Source organism: Streptomyces sp. HNM0575 (genome assembly GCF_012726265.1).
GTDB lineage: Bacteria > Actinomycetota > Actinomycetes > Streptomycetales > Streptomycetaceae > Streptomyces.
Genome location: NZ_JAASAG010000022.1, coordinates 26,176 through 44,172 on the forward strand (window position 1 = coordinate 26,176; position 17,997 = coordinate 44,172).

The 17,997-nt window shown below is 73.6% G+C and carries 16 protein-coding genes and 1 pseudogene; 10 read left to right on the top strand and 7 right to left on the bottom strand.

From position 1 onward, the window contains the following. Window positions 1-74 precede the first annotated feature (74 nt). Entirely contained in the window at window positions 75-1,058 is a 984-nt protein-coding gene (locus HCC61_RS29700; RefSeq protein WP_169140904.1) for a carbohydrate kinase, read from the top strand. A 130-nt stretch (window positions 1,059-1,188) separates the two neighbouring features. Here the strand turns inward: HCC61_RS29700 and HCC61_RS29705 are convergent, their stop codons facing one another. Next, window positions 1,189-1,680 (bottom strand): ATP-binding protein, encoded by a 492-nt coding sequence (locus HCC61_RS29705; protein ID WP_346777442.1) that lies wholly within the window; start codon window positions 1,678-1,680, stop codon window positions 1,189-1,191. Between the two features lie 188 nt (window positions 1,681-1,868). Here HCC61_RS29705 and HCC61_RS29710 point away from each other — a divergent pair, with 188 nt between their 5' ends. Together HCC61_RS29710 and HCC61_RS29715 are read left to right on the top strand one after the other, a co-directional pair. Continuing rightward, the gene (locus HCC61_RS29710; protein WP_169140906.1) at window positions 1,869-2,738 is read left to right on the top strand and encodes a helix-turn-helix transcriptional regulator; all 870 of its coding nucleotides are present in this window, start codon (window positions 1,869-1,871) and stop codon (window positions 2,736-2,738) included. Further along, window positions 2,735-2,944: a DUF397 domain-containing protein gene (locus HCC61_RS29715; RefSeq protein ID WP_169140908.1), complete on the top strand. Its 210-nt coding sequence runs from the start codon at window positions 2,735-2,737 to the stop codon at window positions 2,942-2,944. Before HCC61_RS29710 ends, HCC61_RS29715 begins: the two co-directional genes overlap by 4 nt. A gap of 72 nt (window positions 2,945-3,016) precedes the next feature. Here the strand turns inward: HCC61_RS29715 and HCC61_RS29720 are convergent, their stop codons facing one another. Then, a complete protein-coding gene (locus tag HCC61_RS29720) occupies window positions 3,017-4,753 on the bottom strand; it encodes an acyl-CoA dehydrogenase family protein (RefSeq protein WP_169140910.1) in 1,737 nt (578 codons plus the stop codon). A gap of 18 nt (window positions 4,754-4,771) precedes the next feature. Between HCC61_RS29720 and HCC61_RS29725 the strand changes: the two genes are divergently transcribed. Beyond that, complete coding sequence (locus HCC61_RS29725; protein WP_169140912.1) at window positions 4,772-5,899, top strand: YihY/virulence factor BrkB family protein; 1,128 nt, start codon at window positions 4,772-4,774, stop codon at window positions 5,897-5,899. A 114-nt stretch (window positions 5,900-6,013) separates the two neighbouring features. On the opposite strand, the gene HCC61_RS29730 is transcribed toward HCC61_RS29725, so the two are convergent. Both HCC61_RS29730 and HCC61_RS29735 read right to left on the bottom strand, forming a co-directional pair. Continuing rightward, window positions 6,014-6,670 carry a hypothetical protein gene (locus HCC61_RS29730; RefSeq protein WP_169140915.1) on the bottom strand — a complete coding sequence of 219 codons (657 nt, stop codon included), beginning with the start codon at window positions 6,668-6,670 and terminating at the stop codon, window positions 6,014-6,016. Further along, window positions 6,667-7,020: a PadR family transcriptional regulator gene (locus HCC61_RS29735; RefSeq protein ID WP_169140917.1), complete on the bottom strand. Its 354-nt coding sequence runs from the start codon at window positions 7,018-7,020 to the stop codon at window positions 6,667-6,669. The genes HCC61_RS29730 and HCC61_RS29735 overlap by 4 nt, the downstream gene beginning before the upstream one ends. Window positions 7,021-7,373: 353 nt before the next feature. Between HCC61_RS29735 and rsgA the strand changes: the two genes are divergently transcribed. From rsgA to HCC61_RS29750, 3 genes are all read left to right on the top strand, one after another. Continuing rightward, window positions 7,374-8,543 carry a ribosome small subunit-dependent GTPase A gene (rsgA, locus tag HCC61_RS29740; RefSeq protein WP_169140919.1) on the top strand — a complete coding sequence of 390 codons (1,170 nt, stop codon included), beginning with the start codon at window positions 7,374-7,376 and terminating at the stop codon, window positions 8,541-8,543. 356 nt (window positions 8,544-8,899) lie between these two features. Further along, window positions 8,900-9,442, top strand: coding sequence for a hypothetical protein (locus HCC61_RS29745; RefSeq protein WP_240969416.1), 543 nt, complete (start codon window positions 8,900-8,902; stop codon window positions 9,440-9,442). Window positions 9,443-9,626: 184 nt separating this feature from the next. Further along, the gene (locus HCC61_RS29750) at window positions 9,627-10,427 is read left to right on the top strand and encodes a maleylpyruvate isomerase N-terminal domain-containing protein (protein WP_169140923.1); all 801 of its coding nucleotides are present in this window, start codon (window positions 9,627-9,629) and stop codon (window positions 10,425-10,427) included. 118 nt (window positions 10,428-10,545) lie between these two features. On the opposite strand, the gene HCC61_RS29755 is transcribed toward HCC61_RS29750, so the two are convergent. Further along, entirely contained in the window at window positions 10,546-11,016 is a 471-nt protein-coding gene (locus tag HCC61_RS29755) for an NUDIX domain-containing protein (protein ID WP_169140925.1), read from the bottom strand. Then, window positions 11,013-11,279, bottom strand: a pseudogene (locus HCC61_RS29760) (XRE family transcriptional regulator); the annotation flags it as partial. The gene HCC61_RS29755 and the pseudogene HCC61_RS29760, both read right to left, overlap by 4 nt. 177 nt (window positions 11,280-11,456) lie before the next feature. Here HCC61_RS29760 and HCC61_RS29765 point away from each other — a divergent pair. Both HCC61_RS29765 and HCC61_RS29770 read left to right on the top strand, forming a co-directional pair. Then, complete coding sequence (locus HCC61_RS29765) at window positions 11,457-12,752, top strand: MFS transporter (RefSeq protein WP_206323183.1); 1,296 nt, start codon at window positions 11,457-11,459, stop codon at window positions 12,750-12,752. Between the two features lie 106 nt (window positions 12,753-12,858). After that, window positions 12,859-14,436: an AlkA N-terminal domain-containing protein gene (locus HCC61_RS29770; protein WP_169140941.1), complete on the top strand. Its 1,578-nt coding sequence runs from the start codon at window positions 12,859-12,861 to the stop codon at window positions 14,434-14,436. A gap of 39 nt (window positions 14,437-14,475) precedes the next feature. On the opposite strand, the gene HCC61_RS29775 is transcribed toward HCC61_RS29770, so the two are convergent. After that, window positions 14,476-14,865: a PPOX class F420-dependent oxidoreductase gene (locus HCC61_RS29775; protein ID WP_169140929.1), complete on the bottom strand. Its 390-nt coding sequence runs from the start codon at window positions 14,863-14,865 to the stop codon at window positions 14,476-14,478. A 748-nt stretch (window positions 14,866-15,613) separates the two neighbouring features. Here HCC61_RS29775 and HCC61_RS31095 point away from each other — a divergent pair. Then, a complete protein-coding gene (locus HCC61_RS31095) occupies window positions 15,614-17,086 on the top strand; it encodes a protein phosphatase 2C domain-containing protein (RefSeq protein WP_346777443.1) in 1,473 nt (490 codons plus the stop codon). Window positions 17,087-17,997: the final 911 nt, after the last annotated feature.

Sequence of the window (17,997 nt, forward strand, 5' to 3'; positions counted from 1 at the left end):
CGCCCGCATCCGCGCACCGACCGAGCCCCGCAAGCCGCCGCCCCGCCCCTGAGCCCGAATCCGTGAGGTCCCGCATGCCCGCGCCAGCCCCCGCCGCCGACGCCGGCGGCGCCGACCACGCTCCCGTCGCCGTGCTCGGCGAATGCGTCGCCGACGCCTTCGTACGGCCGCCGGCGACGGACCCGGGCACCCCGGCGATCGGCCTGGACGTGCTGCCCGGCGGCGGCCCCGCCAACACTGCCGTCGCCCTCGCCCGCCTCGCGACCCCCACTCGCTTCCTGGGACGCGTCTCCGAGGACGTCTTCGGACGTCTCTTCCGGGACCATCTGGCCACCTCCGGCGTGGACTTGAGCCGTACGGTCACCGCGTCCGAGCCGAGCACCCTCGCCGTCGCCGACCTCGACGACGACGGCCGCGCCGACTACTCCTTCCACGCCGAGAACACCGCCGACTTCCAGTGGACGGCGCAGGAACTCTCCGCCGCGGCCGACGGCCCGCTGTCCTGCCTGCACACCGGCTCGCTTGCCCTCGTACGGCCGCCCGGCGGCGAGGCGATCGAGTCGCTGCTCGCGGACGTACGGAACCGGGCCACCGTCTCCATCGACCCCAACGTCCGTCCGCTGCTGGTCGATCCGGGCGTCTACCGCCGCGCCCTGCCGCGCTGGTGCGCCGCCGCCGACATCCTCCGCCTCTCCGACGACGACCTCGCCCACCTCGCACCCGAGGGCACCACCCCGGAGGAGGCCGCCGACACCTTCCACGCGGACGGCGCCCGCCTCGTCGTCGTCACCCTCGGCGCGGACGGCGTCTTCGCCTCCCTCGACGGCGAACGCCTCCACACGCCCGCCCCGCCCGTCACGGTCGTCGACTCGGTCGGCGCGGGCGACTCCTTCATGGCGGGCTTCCTCCACTCCCTGCACGGGGCGCACGCCCTCGGCGGCCGCCTCGACGCCCTCCGCGCCGAACAGGTCGCCGCCGCCCTGGAGTTCGGAGCCCGGGTGGCCGCGGCGGTGTGCGCGGTCCGGGGGGCGAACCCGCCGTGGGCGGGGGAGTTGTAGACCGATGCCGCGGCCCGGGCCGACCGGAGGGGCCTCGGCTCTCGGCTCCGTGCGCGGTCGCGACTCCGTGCGAACTCACGCCGGGCTCATCGAAGGCGAACGCGCGGACGGCCCCCTGCGCAGGGGGTGATCATCGCAGGTCGGCAGAGGTGCGGACGGTGAGGTTCGTCTCCGCCCAGACCGTTTTGCAGGGGGCCGGGCCCGGCGTGACGCCCCAACGGTCCGCCAGGGCCTCGACGAGGAGCAGGCCGCGGCCCGATTCCGCCTCCGGTGGTGAGGGGGCCGGGCGGGTGCTTGGGAGACGTTCGGGGCGGGCGTCGGTGACCTCGATGCGTAACGCCGTACGGGCGGACCGCCCGGACGGGCCCTCGGTGACGCGGACCGTGAGGCGGAAGCTGCGTCCCTTCACGTGGCCGTGCAGGACCGCGTTGGAGGCGAGTTCGGAGACGAGCTGTGCCGCGGTCTCCGACGGCAGCTCCCAGGAGGCGAGTTGGGCGACGGTCAGCAGCCGTGCCAGGCGGGCGCCCCTGCGGGTGGGGGAGAGCAGGACGGTGAACTGCCGTGCGGCGGTGGGAGTCCGGAGGCGCGGGGCGCGGCCCGGAGTGCGGGTGATGTCATTCACGATCACCGAGAGTCGCGCCGATGACGCAACGCGACCAGAGTCCGCGGGCGCACGGGGCGCCGCTGTACGGCGGTACGTCCGCCCAGTACGGCTTGTCCGGACCCCTGTATTCCGGTCACTCGGAGTGCGGAGTTGTGCATACGCTGTGCTGACTGCGGGAGTACGCACGGTAGTTGGGCGGGGTACGCATGGCGGAGGGCACGGCGGACTACACGACGGACGGTGCCGACGGGGCCGGTTGGGACCCTGCGCTCGAAGACGACTCGGGTGCTGTGATGCGGGCGGTCGGCCGCATGATCAAGGTCTGGCGTGAGGCGGCGGGCCTGAAGCAGGCGGAGTTCGGGGCGGGGATCGGTTACGGCGAGGAGATGGTCTCCTCGGTCGAACGCGGCAGGCGCGTCCCGAAGCCCGAATTCCTCGACAACGCGGACCGGTTGCTCGGCGCAGGCGGCAAGATCTCCGCGATGAAGGGGGAGGTGGCGGAGGCCCGTTATCCCAAGAAGGTCCGCGACGTCGCGAAGTTGGAGGCCGAAGCTTCTGAACTCGGTGCGTTCGCCAGCACGGTCGTCGACGGTCTGTTGCAGACGGAGAGCTATGCGCGGGCGCTTTTCGACTTGCGTCGGCCCACCTACTCCGAAGACGAGATCGACCGTCAGGTGGCCGCCCGTATGGCCCGGCAGGAGATCTACAGCAGACGCCCCGCACCGCTGCTGACCTTCGTCCAGGAGGAGGCGACTCTGCGCCGGCCGATCGGAGGCCGGGAGGTATTGCGCGGACAACTCGAACACCTCCTGGAGATGGGCGAGTTGCGCCACGTCGAGATCCAGGTGATGCCGACGGCGGTGGAAGAGCATTCGGGGCTCGGAGGCTCCTTGCGGGTGCTCAAGCTCATTGACGGCACGATGGTCGGCCTGAACGAGGTGCAACTCACCAGCCGCTTGATTTCCGAGCCCAGGGAGGCGCAGATCCTGGACATGCGTTATGGAATGATCCGCGCACAGGCCCTCACGCCGCGTGAGTCCATGGCCTTCATTGCGAAAATCCGGGATGAATCATGACCCTCAACCCCTCTGCCGGGACCAGCGGTTCCTCGCTGGAGTGGTTCAAGAGCAGCTACAGCACCGACGACGGTCCCTCGTGCGTCGAAGTCGCCGCCTCCCGCGGCACCGCCCACGTGCGCGACTCCAAGGACCCGGCCGGGCCCAACCTCGCCTTCGGGGCCCGCTCGTGGGCCCGCTTCGTGTCGTACGCGGCCACCCGCTGACCGCGGCCCGGCGCGCCGCGTCTTCACGCCTCACCGGGTGAACGCGGCGCGCCCGGCCGGGACATGCGCGTCCTACGGAACCTCGGGACGGGCCCGGTCCGCGAGGGAGCGGAGGTCGAGCGTGTGGGGGAGGGTGCCGAAGGCCGTGCCCCAGTCGCCGCCGAGCCGCGAGGCGCAGTACGCGTCGGCCACCGCCGAAGGCGCGTACCGCACCAGCAGCGAGCCCTGGAGGACCTGCGCCATGCGTTCCACGAGGCGGCGGGCGCGGGCCTCGATGCCGTCCAGGTCGGACAGTTCGTTCAGCAGGTCCTTCACCGCGGCGTCCAGCCGGTGGTCGGCTCCGCGGGCCCGGCCGATCTCTTCGAGGAACGCGTTGAGCGCCTCCGGCGAGCGCTGGAGCGCCCGCAGCAGGTCGAGGGCCTGCACGTTGCCGGAGCCCTCCCAGATGGAGTTGAGCGGCGACTCGCGCAGCAGCCGCGGCATCCCGGACTCCTCGACGTAGCCGTTGCCGCCGAGGCATTCCAGCGCTTCGCCGACGACGGGCGTACAGCGTTTGGTCACCCAGTACTTGGCCGCCGGTACGGCAAGCCGCAGCAGCGCGCGCTCCTGCTTCGCCCCCTCACCGTCGCCCTGTGCCGCGTCGAACGCCGAGGCGAGCCGCATCGTTAGGGCCGTCGCCGCCTCTGACTCCAGGGCCAGGTCCGCCAGTACGTTCTGCATCAGCGGCTTGTCCGCGAGTAGACCGCCGAACGCGCTGCGGTGCGTGGTGTGGTGGGCGGCCTGCGCCACGGCCTGCCGCATCAGCGCGGCCGAACCCGTCACGCAGTCCAGCCGGGTCGCCGCGACCATCTCGATGATCGTGGCGACGCCGCGGCCGACCTCGCCCACCCGCCGGGCCCACGTCGTACCGTCGAACTCGACCTCGCTGGAGGCGTTCGAGCGGTTGCCGAGCTTGTCCTTGAGGCGCTGGATGCGGAAGGTGTTGCGCGTGCCGTCGGGCAGGACGCGCGGTACGAGGAAGCACGTCAGCCCCTGCTCGCCCGGCCCGCCCCCGGCGGCTCCGGCCCCGCCCCCGGCTTCGCCCGCGTCCCCGGCACCCTCGCCGGCGACCTGCGCCAGCACCAGGAACACGTCCGACATCGGCGCCGAGCAGAACCACTTGTGGCCCGTCAGCGCGTACTCGCCGCCGCCCGCGCCCGCGAGCGGCACGGCGACGGTCGTGTTCGCCCGTACGTCGCTGCCGCCCTGCTTCTCCGTCATGCCCATACCGGCGATGGCTCCGGCCTTGGAGCGGGCGGGGCGGTCGAGACCGGGCTCGTAGGCGTGCGAGGAGAGCAGCGGCTCCCACTCGGCGGCCACTTCGGGCTCCCGACGCAGCGCGGGGACCGCGGCGTGCGTCATGGAGACCGGGCAGCCGTGGCCCGCCTCGACCTGCGACCAGACGTAGAAGCCGGCGGTGCGGCGCAGCTGCCCGTCGGGCCGCGACCAGGCGTCGGTCAGCCCCGCGCCGACGGCCCGGTCGAGCAGGCGGTGCCAGGCGGGATGGAACTCGACCTCGTCGATGCGGTGGCCGTAGCGGTCGTGTGTACGCAGCACGGGCGGCACCTCGTTGGCCTGCCTGCCCCACTCCTGGGCCTCGGCGGAACCGGCGCCCAGGCCGAGTTCGCTCAGCTCGGCCCGTACGGCCTCGGCGTGCTCGGGCGAGGCGTGGCGGGCGACCGCCTCGGTGAGGGCGGGGTCCGCCGCGAAGATGTCGTAGTCGACAAGGGGCGGCGGCTGATTGGTCACGGTGTGAGTCGAGGCTGGCATGGCAGATACGTTAAGGAGGTGCAGCCAGCCGACGAAACCCCACCGCGCCAGGGCGGACGCTTCCGCAGGGCGCGCGTCATCTACCGGAACGTACCCAAGCGCAAGATGGCGTGGCTGCTGCTGAAGGACACCGTCAACTCCTGCATGGAGTACCGGGTGCTCGGGCTCGCGGCGGAGGCGGCGTTCTTCACGCTGATCTCCATCCCGCCGCTGCTCCTCGGCCTGATCGGGCTGCTGGGGTATCTGGACGCCTGGATCGGCACCGACACGATCGCCTCGATCCGGCAGAACTTCCTGAACGCCGCGACCGCCGTGCTCTCCGACCGCGGGGTGCGGCAGCTGGCGCGTCCCCTCATCGACGACGTGATCCGGGGCGGCCGGCCGGACGTGATCTCGCTCGGCTTCGCGCTGGCGCTGTGGTCGGGGTCGCGTGCCGTGAACGTCTTCATCGACACCATCACCGTGATGTACGGGCTGGACGGGCAGCGCGGCATCGTCAAGACGCGGCTGCTGGCCTTCCTGCTCTACCTGGTGGCGCTCGTCATCGGCGCCGTCGTGCTGCCGCTGATGGTGGCGGGGCCGGACGCCGTGATCCGCCTGGTGCCGCAGGCGCAGTCGCTGGTCGCCGTCTTCTACTGGCCGACTGTGCTGCTGCTGTCGATCGCGTTCCTCACGACGCTGTACCACGTGTCGGTGCCCGTGCGGTCGCCGTGGCGCGAGGACATCCCGGGGGCGCTCGTGGCGCTCGTGATGTGGGTGGTGGGCAGTGCGCTGCTGCGGCTGTACATCACCAACACCGTCGAAGGGCCCACGATCTACGGCTCGCTGGCCGCGCCCGTCGCCGTACTGCTGTGGATCGGCGTCTCCGCCTTCGCCGTCCTGGTCGGCGCGGCCGTCAACGCCGCCATCGACCACGTGTGGCCGTCCCTCGCGACCGCGACCGCCCGGCGGATGAACGAGCGCATGCGAGAGGAGGCCGCCGCGGAGGTCGTCGCCGCCGCGGCCGCGAGGCGCGCGATGCGCAGCGCGGAGAGCACGGGCGGCGAGGACGTGACGGACCCGCCGGCGGAGTTCCCGGAGCGCTGGACGAAGTTCCTCCCGCACGCCGACATCCGCTCCCGGCTCCGTTCGCGCCGCAACCGCTGAGGGCGGCTACGCGGCGACGCGGCTACGCGGCGACTTCGCGCGCGCGGCCTGCGGTGCCGCCCCTTCGGCGCCGCGGGGTGCGGGCGCCCATGCAGGGCGCGGGCCGCTACGGGGTTACGGGGTGGAGGTCTCCGAGGGCGTGGGAGAGGTGCTGCTCTCGTCCTCGGAGGGCGGGGACGTGCTGTCGCCGGGGGACTCGCTGGGGGTGTCCGTCGGAGTCTCGGTGGGAGTCTCCGTGGGTTCGCTGCTGGGCGTCTCGCTCCCGGGCGTGCTGCTCTCCGACGGTGCGGGCGGGCGCTGTTCGCTCGGCTGGACCCCGGTGTCCGACGACGTCATCCCGAACGCGAGCGTGCCGATGACGACCACCGCCACGACCGCCGTGACCACCGCGCCGATCAGCAGCGGTGAGAACCGGCGGGCCGGTGCGGGCGGTGCGGGCGGTGCGGATGCCGAGGCGTCCTCCGCGGGCCCGCCCTTGTCGAGTGCGTACGCGGACTCCCGGGCGGCAGGCGGCTCCTGGCCGAGGGCGTGGGCGGACTCGGCGGATCCCGGACCGGTCTCCGAGGCCACGATGTCGGCGGGCGGGCCGAGCCGGTCCAGTACGGCGCGGACCGCATCGGCGTGCGCGGCCTCCGCCTCCTCGACGCCGGCGGTTATGTGCTCGACGATCTCCTGCCTGAGCTCCGCGCGGCGCTCGTCCGTGAGGAACACGGAAGCGTTGTCGAAACGACGCAGATACTCTTCGACGAGCTGGTCTCCCGTGGATGTCACGGATTGTTCCCCTCACTGCCCAGAAGGCTGTCGACGGTCGATTTGAAAGCCCCCCATTCCCCCGCGAAGCCCGTCAGCGCCTTACGCCCGGAGGCGGTCAGCGTGTAGTAGCGGCGCGGCGGCCCGCTTTCGGACTCCTGCCATGCGGTGCTGACCCAGCCCTCCTTGCGAAGCCGGGACAGCAGCGGGTAGATGGTGCCTTCGCTGGTCGCGAGGCCATGGGCGTCACACAGTTCGCGTACCAGCTCGAAGGCGTACTTCTCGCCGTCCCGAAGCAGCGCGAGAACGCAGAACTGAAGGATCCCACGCCGGAGTTGGCTCACTCCGGAATGCATTCCACCAAGTACCATGCGGTACAAGGTACCTGCTGGGGGACGGTACCGCCAGCGGTCGCCGGAGGAGGGCAGCGCCAAGTGGGCGCGGGCAGCGGGAAATTCAGTGGTGCGGCGGTCTCCGGCGCCTCTATCGTGAGTGCGCTCACGCGGTGGCCGCCGGCCGCCGCGGCCGGCCGACGAGGACGGGAGGTGTGACCGATGGCTGTCTCAGTGACGGGCGCTGCCCGCGTACCGAAGATCGTCCACTCCACCTCCGCGGACCCCGGCTGACCTCTTCTTCAATCTCCGGCTGTTCCTCCCGCGTCGCGCACTTCCGCGTCACGCCGCCGAACTCGCCGCCCGGGGCCCGCACTTGTGAAGGGCTTCCAATGGATCTCACCTCTTCTCCGGCTTCCTTTCCGGCCTCGTCGCATCCGCTCTCCCGCTACGGCTGGGACACCCGCGTCGCCGACGCCTTCGCCCCGTACGACGACGAAGGCCTGACACCGGCCCGCGTCGTACGGGTCGACCGCGGCCGGTGCGACGCCGTAACCGCGGACGGAATCGTGCGAGCGAGCACCGCGCCCGTCGCCACCGCCGATCCGCTCCGCGCCGTATGCACGGGCGACTGGGCCGCGCTCGGCCACGGTGCGGAGAGCAGCGCGGAGGGCGGCGCGCACAGCGGCGGTGACGGGCCGATGCCGGAGGTCGTGGCGCTGCTGCCGCGCCGTACGGCCTTCGTGCGCTCGGCCTCCTCCAACCGCTCCGAGGGACAGGTGCTCGCTGCCAACGTCGACATCGCCCTCATCGCCGTCTCCCTCGCCGCGGAGCTCGAACTCCCGCGCGTCGAACGGTTCGTGGCGCTGGCCTGGACGAGCGGCGCCCGGCCGCTGATCGTCCTCACCAAGGCCGACCTGGTGAAGGACCCCGCCACGCTCGGCCAACTCGCCGCCGACGTGGGCGAGTCGGCGCCCGGCGTCGACGTGCTGACCGTCAGCGCAGCCGAGGGCGACGGCCTGGACGTGCTGGCAGCCGTCGTCGCGGGCGGCACCTGCGTGCTGCTCGGCCGGTCCGGTGCGGGCAAGTCCACGCTGGCGAACGCCCTGCTGGGCGAGGACGTCCAGGACGTACGGACCGTGCGCGACAGAGACGGCAAGGGCCGTCACACCACGACCACCCGCGACCTGCTGCCGCTGCCCGAGGCCGCGGGCGGCGGCGTGCTCATCGACACCCCGGGCCTGCGGGGCGTCGCCCTGTGGGACGCGGAGGGCGGGGTCGGCAGCACGTTCTCCGAGATCGAGGAGCTGGCCGAGGAGTGCCGGTTCCACGACTGCCGGCACGAGAGCGAACCGGACTGCGCCGTTCTCGCCGCCGTCGACGACGGCACGCTCGCCGCGCGGCGGCTGGAGAGCTACCGCAAGCTGCTGCGCGAGAACGCGCGTATCGCGGCCCGTACGGACGCACGGCTGCGGGCCGAACAGAAGCGGCGGTTCAAGGAGATGTCGGCCGTCGGACGGCACAACGCGGAACGGAAGCGGGGGGTGGGGCGCGATCGGTGAGCCTCGGGGCCGGGGTCCGGGCGAGCCGGGAGCCCGGCGGTCCAGGGGCCCGGGGTCCGGGTGGGACGGGTACGAGCGGTGGCCGTGGGCGGGACCGGGGCGCGATCGGAGAGCCCCGATCCCCGGGCACGAGGCCCGACTTGCGCGGGGCCGGACGGGTCACGGGAGGGGCGGCCCCGCGGTTGCTACCGTCCCTCCCGCGCGCTCCCGCTCCCGCGCTCCGTCCTCCGGGCGGGTTCACCGCGGCGGCACACCCGACGGACACACACCACGGACCGCCGCCGCACACATACCGGAAGGCCGACCCGTTGACCCCGTTCGGACCCCGCGAGTTCCAGCTCGTACTGCTGCGCAGGATGGCCGACTTCCAGCAGGACCGCGTCCTCGAAGCACTCGCCGAACTGGGCTCCGGGCGCGCGGAGATGCGGGAGGCCAACCGGCGGTGGCAGGCCATGCTGCACGCCCAGCGCGGGCGGCGCAGCGCCGTCGGGCGCTACCGGTCCGTGCTGGGCCCGCCCGAGTACACGGCTCGCCGCCCCATCGGCGATCTCGACTGCGAGGTCCTGGCGTGGCCGGTGCCGCTCTGGCCCGACCTGCGGTTCGAGGTGCTGAACGTGCCGGGCGGGGGCGTCGTCACGGAGTGGCTGGTGCGCGCGCCGGGAGCCCACGGGCCCGAGCTCCGCACCGTCGAGGATCTGCGCCCCTGGTCCTGCACGGTCGACGAGGTGGCGCGCGCGTTCGCGCCCGCACGGCCGCTGGAGGGCTCGGCGCCGACGCGGTGGGGGCTGGGCTTCGACGCGGCGGACGCGGCAGGGGAACGGTACGACGTGATCGCGGAGTTCTCGTGGGGGCTGCTCCAGCGGTTGCCCCGGCTGGAGCGCCGGGAGAGCCGGGAGTAGCACCGGGCGACCCGGGGGTAGCGCCGGCGAGCCGGGAAGTAGTGCCGGGCGAGCCTGGAGTGAGTGAACTTGCCGGAGCGGCGGGGCAGTTGGCGGGGATCTCACCGGCCGGCGCCCGACCCGCCCGGCCGGCCCCGCCGTAAACCGGAGGCCGTCACCGTCACCGGCGGCATACCGTGCCGCCATGACCCTCCTCGGCTACGACCGATACCGCGCCGAACTCGTCGCGCAGACCGACCTGTTGAGGTCGTGCGTCGAAGGCGCCGACATGAGGGCCCCGGTGCGCACCTGCCCCGGCTGGAACCTCAGCCAGTTGCTGCGGCACCTCGGCGGCGCCTTCCGCTGGGCGGAGACGGCCGTACGCACCCGGGCCGCGGACCCCGTGCCGCACGACCTCGTCGACGACGTCGACGCCTACGCCGACGAGAAGGCCGACGCGCTGGACGCCTGGCTCGCCGAGGGCGCCGCGCGCCTCTCGGAGACGCTGCGCGCCGCCGGGCCCGGGACGCGGGTGTGGACACCCGGCCCGGGAGGGACCACGGAGTTCTGGGCCCGCCGCATGCTGCACGAGTCCGTGGTGCACCGGGCGGACGCGGCCTGGGCCGTCGGCGCCGAGTACGCCCTCGGGGACGATGTCGCCCTCGACGCCGTCGAGGAGTGGATGGGCTTCGGTTCCGTGCCGGAGGTCGTCGAGCCACGGGCCGGGGCGCCGGCGCTGCTCGGACCCGGCCGTACGCTGCACTTCCACGCGACCGGCACCGCGACCGAGGCGACGGCGGACTGGCTGGTCGACCTCACCGGCGACGCGGCCGTCTGCCGCCGCACGTCCGAACAGGCCGCGGTCGCCGTGCGCGCCCCGCTGACCGATCTCGTCCTGCTGCTGTACCGGCGCCGGACCGCCGCCGCCGAGGCCGTAGAAGTACGCGGCGACGCGGACCTGCTCGACCTCTGGCTGGACCGCTCCGGCTTCTGGCTCCGGGAGTGACCTGCGTACCAGCGACGCTTGTACGGGCGGCAGTTCGGCCCAAGCATGCCCCTATGACCCCAACGTGGCCCGGGGGCGCCCTTCCCGTCTGAGCGGACGGCGGGGCCGATTCCATGCCCTAGCCCAGGTATGGGGCCGAACCGGGCTCGGTCGCATGCTGCAACCGGAGCCGCTGTGTGTGGTGCATGCGCAGCGAACCGATGTCATCCGGAGCGACGAACCGCAGCTCTTTGGACTCGTCCGAGAGCGCCAGCTTGCCGCCGATGACCCGCGCCGTAAAGCAGACGTTGAACTGCCGGCGCACTTCCCCATCGCTGTAGGCGATGACGTGTCGGGGATCGGTGTACGTGCCGACAAGGCCCGTGATCTCCACATCAAGGCCCGTCTCTTCCTTTACTTCGCGTACCGCCGTTCCGGGCAGCGAGTCGGTCATCTCCATGCCTCCACCGGGCAGGGCCCACAGGTCGTTGTCAGCCCTGCGCTGCAAGAGAATGCGACCCGCTTCGTCCGTGACGACGGCAGAGGCCGCAACGACCAGGCTGCTGGGCTCCGGGGCGTTGGCGTCGTCGTAGAACTCCGTGCGGGTCATTCGCTGCCTTCCCGTACCGGCTGAGCCGTCTCCCAGACGGCGTCGAAGCTCTCCGCGTAGGTGCCGAACATGCGGCTTCCTTCGTTCTGCCGGAGGTGCCATACGGGCGCGCCGTACGCGTTCACACCCCACACATGCGCGTTGACCAACATCTGATCGTCAATGCGATAGATGCTGTTGTAAAGCGTGGTCCCGTGCGTCCGCAGCTCAATGCCGGGCACTCCGATCAGCGGCCGGTAGTGCATCACAGCGAGACGGCAGCGAGGTCGTGGACTTTGCGTGTCCTGTTCGGCAGGTGGCCGGACGAGGCTGACGGGGACCCCGCAATAACCAGGTGCCGTGCGTGAGCGCGCTCCCGTACGCTCGGCCGCATGAACTGGCGACATTGAGTTCCACCGGTAGTCACCGCGTTCGCCGCGGCCGAGGGAGTGCCCGCCGCGGTGTCCCGGCTTGCCCGTCGGCTCTACGCATACGCGTTTCTCGAAGACCTCATCCTGCTCTACCCGGTCTATGCGCTCCTCTTCGCCGAACACGGCCTGTCCGCCGCCGAGATCTCCTCGCTGTTCGTCATCTGGTCGTGCGTCACGTTCGTCGTGGAGATCCCGTCCGGGCTGTGGGCGGACCTGTTCTCCCGGCGCCGCCTGCTGGCTCTCGCGCCGCTCGTGACGGGCGCCGGATATGCGCTGTGGACGTGGCTGCCGTCGTATCCGGCGTTCGCGGCGGGCTTCGTGCTGTGGGGCGTGGGCAGTTCACTGCGCTCGGGGACGCTTCAGGCGCTCGTGTACGAGGAGTTGGGGCGCCGGGCGGCGACGGATTCGTACGCCCGGCTCCTGGGCCGCTCGCAGGCGATGGGCACGACGGCGACGGCTGCGGCGACGGGGCTCGCCGGGCCGGTGATGCACATCGGGGGGTACGCCGCGGTGGGGGCGGCGAGCGTCGCGGTCTGCCTGCTCGGCGCGCTCACGGGGCTCGGCTTCCCCGAGTCGCGGGCCTCCGGGCGCGCGTCCGGCAGTGACCGGGGGCCGGAGCCCGAGCCCGGCAGTGACCGGGGGCCGGAGCCCGAGCCCGGCAGTGAACGGGGGCCGGAGCCCGAGCCCGGCGGTGGCCATGAGCCGGGCCCCGGGCCCGAGTTCGGCGGCGGCCCCGGGCCCGAGCCAGAGCCCGGCTTCGTCACCGTGCTGCGCTCGGGGCTCGGCGAGCTGCGGGCCTCGCGGCGCGCACGCGACGCCGTGCTGCTGACCTCCGCGGTGACCGGCGCGCTGATGATCGACGAGTACGTGCCGCTGCTGATCCGCTCCATGGACGTCGGCGCCTCGTCGGTGCCGTTGCTGATGCTGCTCGTCACGGTCGGCGTCACCGCCGGCGGCTGGTGCGCGGGACGGGGCGCCGGACGGCTCGGCCCGGCGCTCGGCGTCGCGGCGCTCGCCCTGGCGGCGGGCGCGGTGAGCGGTCCCGCGGGCACGGTGCTGCTAGCGCTCGCCTTCGGCATCTTCCAGTGGGCGATGGTGACTTGTGACGCGCTGCTCCAGGAACGGGTCACCGACCGGGCCCGCGCGACGGTCTCGTCCGTCGCGGGGTTCGGGGCGGAGGTGATCTCCGTGCTGGTGTGCGTTGCGTACGGACTGGGCTCTCAGCTGTGGGCGCACAGCACCCTCTTCGTGCTGGCCGCCGTGCCGTATCTGCTGATCGCGCTCGTGCTCCAGTGGCACCCTCGCGCACCCCGCCGCCGGCGCTGACCGGGGACGCCCGACGCCGGGGGAGGGAGGGCACGGGCACGGGCACGGCATCATGTCCGATTCCCGCGAGTGCGTGCCCCGGCGCGGGCGCACACTTGGGGGCGTGATGACGGATGAGAGCAGGTACGAGGCGGTACGCAGCCGGGACGCGCGCTTCGACGGCGTGTTCTTCCTCGGCGTGCGTACCACCGGCATCTACTGCCGACCCAGCTGCCCCGCGGTCACGCCGAAGCGCGAGAACGTGCGCTTCCACCCCACGGCCGCGTCCGCGCAGCGCGCGGGCTTCCGCGCCTGCCGCCGCTGCCGCCCGGACGCGGTGCCGGGCTCGGCGGAGTGGAACGTGCGGGCGGATCTCGTCGGACGTGCGATGCGCATGATCGGGGACGGTGTCGTCGACCGGGAGGGCGTCGCGGGCCTGGCGGCCCGCCTCGGCTACAGCGCACGGCAAGTGCAGCGGCAGCTCACGGCCGAACTCGGCGCCGGCCCGGTCGCCCTCGCCCGCGCGCAGCGCGCGCACACGGCGCGGGTGCTGCTCCAGACGACGCCGCTGCCCGTCACGGAGATCGCCTTCGCCGCGGGATTCGCGAGCGTACGGCAGTTCAACGACACGGTCCGCGAGATCTACGCCCGTACGCCCAGCGCGCTGCGCGAAGCGGCGTCGCGCGGCGGCCACGGCCGGCGGGCAGCGGCACGGGCACGCACCGGACCGCCGCACGGTCCCGGGCCCACCGGCCTGGCGCTGCGCCTCGCCCACCGCGGCCCCTACGTGCACCGGCAGATCTTCGGCTTCCTGGAGCGGCGCGCGGTGCCGGGGGTCGAGGAGGTGACGGGCGGGCCCGGCTCCCGTACGTACCGGCGCACCCTGCGGCTGCCGTACGGAACCGGAATCGCCGAGGTGGACGAGGAGGCCGCCGGCGACTGGCTCGACTGCCGCCTGCACCTCACGGACCTGCGCGATCTGACGACCGCGGTGCAGCGCGTCCGGCAGCTGTTCGACCTCGACGCCGATCCGCAGGCCGTCGCGGAACGGCTCGGCGACGACGAGTCGCTGCGCCCGCTCGTCGAGGCCACCCCGGGACTGCGTTCGCCGGGCGCCACCGATCCGTACGAACTCGCCGTGCGCGCGGTGCTCGGGCAGCAGATCACCGTCGCCGCCGCCCGCACCCTCGCGGGGCGGCTCGTCGCCGCGTACGGAAAGCCCCTCGCCTCGCCCGACGGCGGCCTCACCCACCACTTCCCCGACGCGGGCACGCTCGCCTCCGCCCCGCTCGCCGAACTCGGCATGCCGGAACGGCGGCGTGCCACCCTGCGCACCGTCGCGGAGGCGGTCGCGGACGGCACCGTCACGCTGGACCCGGGAGCGGACCGCGACGAGGCGGAGCGATCCCTGCTGGCGCTGCGCGGCATCGGGCCATGGACGGCGGGCTATGTGCGGATGCGGGCCCTCGGCGACCCGGACGTCTTCCTCGACGGTGACGTGGGTGTACGGCACGGGCTTGCGCGCAGCGGAGCCGGGGCGGGAGCGGGCGGGAGCACCGGCGGTGGGGCCGGTACGGGTGGTGCCGGTGCCGGTGCCGGTGTGGGTGTCGATGCCGGTGCCGCTGCGAGCGCGGGTGCCGGCGCGCGCTGGCGGCCGTGGCGGTCGTACGCGCTGCACCACCTGTGGCACCTCGCGGCGTCCTGAACTACCGGCGCCTGCCGGGCAGTTGGGGCCGCCCGCTCCTCAGGCCGCGTCGAGCCCCCAGCTGTGCACCCAGTGCGGGTGCACGCGGATCAACTCGTCGCTCATGCCCGGGGCGAGGTCGTGCGGTCCGGTCAGCAGCTCCGCCTCGCCGCGGATCTCCACGCCCCGTACGGTCCACGGGTCCGTGCTCACCAGATCGTCCACGACGAGCGCCAGCCGCGGATTGGCCTGGAGATTGCGCCACCGCTTGGTCCCGGCGAGGTCGAGGCCTCCGGAGAGGACCGTCCCGTCCTCCTGTAGGAAGTAGCCGACGGGGTTGACCTGCGGCTGCCCGGACGGGTCGACGGTGGCCATGCGGCACAGGCGCTGTGAGGCGAGATAGGCACGTTCGGCTGCGTCGAGGCCGCGTCTGCGGCGCGTAGTGCTCATGCGGGAAGGCTCACATGCGGCGGGCGTCCCCGCATCGGACGCCGGTCCGAACAGGGCCTGCGTCCTGAGACCTCGGCCGTACAGCCCGGGCCCCGTCCGGTATGGCCGGGGCCCGGTCCGCACGGACCGCGCGCCGCCCGTACGGACCGGGAAGGGTGAGGCGCCGAAGCGGTCATGTACGGGCCGCGCGCGGGGCAGGAATGTGGTCATGAGTCAGCAGGGGTGGCCTCGGAACCCGCGCTCCGGTCAACAGGACGACTGGTGGAGCCAGTTGTACGACCCCGGGTCACCGGACACGGGCAGCAGCCGCTCGGGCGACACGCTGGACGACCGGTACGCGTCCGTGCGGCGGACCATGGGATCGGGGACGGCGCCCGGGAGGGCACCGGAGGCTTGGGCGGAGACGGAAGCCCCGGAAGCCCCGGAAGCACCGGAGGCTCCGGGGAGGGGGCCCGCGAGACGGGAGCCGGAGACCGGCGGCAGGGCTCCCGGGAACCCTGGGCGGGACGGCACGGGACCCGGACGTGACTCGCAGGCCGGGCGTGATGGCGGTCAGGACCCGGAACCCGGGCGTGACGCCGGATCCGGCCGGGAAGCGGATCCGGGGCCCGGCCGGGAAGCGGGCCAGGGTCCCGGCCGGGGGGCGGCCCCCGGGGTGCCGCGCTCCGAGGAGCCGCCGGCCGATCCGCGTACCGGCGGCACCTTCCGGCGGCAGCCCGTGTCCACACCGCAGCCTCCTCCGGAACCGGTGGCCAGCCCCCTGCCGGACCCCGAACCGGCCGCCCCCGCAACGGACTTGACCGACGCGGGCAGCGACGCGGGCCGCGATGCTGCCCCGGACGCGGGTACACCGGTGGCATCGGGCGCCTCCGCGGACGCCGGGCTCTCCGCAGAGTCCGGGGTCTCTACGGACTCCAGCGGCGTACCGCTCCGTCCGGACCATGTCGGCGACCGCCCCCCGACATACGAGGCCGAACCCGGCACGTTCCCGGCGGCCGACGCCTCGTCCCTCTCCGAACTCGTACCCGACACCGTCCTGGACGGCGCCCACTACGGCGGACTCACCCTGCGCGCCGCCTCGTTGCGCGGCGACTCCGCACGCCACCGCGGGGCCCTGCGCCGCGACGCGCTGCTCACCGCCCGCTTCGGATCGGGGGAGTCCGCACTGCTGCTGGTCGCCGTCGCCGCCGGTGGACGGGCGGCCGCGGGCGGTCACCGGGCGGCACGCGAGATCTGCCAGTCCATAGGCGGCGTCGTCGGGCGGAGCCACGTCCGTCTCGCCGAGGACATACGCGCCGGGCGGCGCGGCGCGCTCAAGTCCGGTCTCCAGCGGCTGACCGAGCGCTGCTACGGCAAACTCCGGGCGCAGGCCGCGGCGTTGGAGATGCGGCCCGAGGAGTACACGGCGGACCTGCGCTGCCTGCTGCTGTCGGCCGATCCCCGGTGCCGTACGCGAGTCTTCTTCGGCGCGGGCGCCGGCGGACTGTTCAGGCTCCGGTCGGGCGAGTGGCAGGACGTCGAACTCGACCCAGGTCCATGGGACCCACAGGGCGCACGGCTCCCAACCGGCCTGCGAGACAACGGACTTACGGGACCGGACACCGGCGCATCGGGTACGGACTCCGCGGTGAACGCCCTCGATCCCTCGGAGCTCGGCGACCCGGCAGCGCTCAGCGTCCCGGTGGGGCCGGCAGTGCCGAAGGGGCAAGGGGCCCGGCGCACGGAGCGGCAGCAGCAGGACCCTCGGCCTCAACAGGCCGACCGTACGGTGCAGTTGGGCCGGTCAGGTGAGCCGGGCCGGACGGGCCAGCCGTCTCAGTCGGGTGAGCCGGGCCCGTTCGGCGAGTTCGGGCAGTCCGGTCGCCCGGGCGCGCCCGGGCGCACCGGGCAGGCCGCCGCCGCGTCGTCGGCCCCGTCCGACCCGTCCGCCGGGGGCGGGCAGCCGCTTCCGCCCGTGCCGTCGCCCGTACGACCGGAGCCCGACCGGTTCCGCTTCTGCGCGGCCGTCGCCCAGCGCGGCGACACGCTGCTGCTGTGCAGCCCCGGCCTCGCCGGACCGCTGCGTGCCGAGCCCGCGTTCGCGCGCCGGCTGGCAGAGTCCTGGTCCTGGTCCCCGGAGCGTCCCGAACCACCGGGCCTCGCCGCCTTCCTGGCAGACGTCCAGCTCCGGGTACGCGGCTACGCGGACGACCGTACGGCCGTCGCGGTCTGGGAGACCTGACCGCACGCGCACGGCGGAGCTCGCGAGCCCGCGCGGACGCGGACCGCGCCCCGGGCACCGTCACCGGTGGCCGCTCCCCAACTGGCCCTCCGGAAACCGGGCTTGGGCGGTCTGGGAGACCTGACCGCGCACGCGCGGTGGAGCCCGCGGGTCCGCGGAGGCCAGTGGGTCCGCACAGGCGCGGACCGCGCCCCGGTCACCGTCACCGGGTGGCTGGTCCGCAACTGGCCCTCGGGGAGCTGGGCTTCGGTGGTCTGGGAGACCTGATCGCGCACGCGCGGTGGAGCCCGCGAGTCCGCTGAGGCCCGGAGCCTGCGCAGACGCGGGCCCCGCCCCGCGCACCGTCACCGGTGGCCGCTGCGCAACTGGCCCTCCGGTAACCGGGTTTCGGTGGTCTGGGAGACCTGACGGCACACGCGCGCGGCGGAGCCCGCGAGTCCGCAGACGCGGACCCCGCCCCGGGCACCGTCACCGGTGGCCGCTGCGCAACTGGCCCTCCGGGAACCGGGCTTGGGCGGTCTGGGAGACCTGACCGCACGCGCAGGGCGGAGCCCGCGAGTCCGCTGAGGCCCGTGGGTCCGCGCGGACGCGGACCCCGCCCCGGGCACCGTCACCGGTGGCCGCTGCGCAACTGGCCCTCCGGGAACCGGGTTTCGGCGGTCTGGGAGACCTGACCGCGCACGCGCGGCGGAGTCCGTGCGTCCGCGCAGACGCGGGCCCCGCCCCGCGCACCGTCACCGGTGGCCGCCCCGCAACCGGCCCGCCGGTAACCGCACTTCGCGGGGCGGCAGCCCCCATTACCTTTTTCGTGGCCCTGCAACGGGGCTCCCGGTCTCTGGAGCTGGCATGACTGAGTCCCCCTGTCGAGTGCATGGCCTGGGGGGTGGTGTCACCGGTTCCGGAGGCACTGA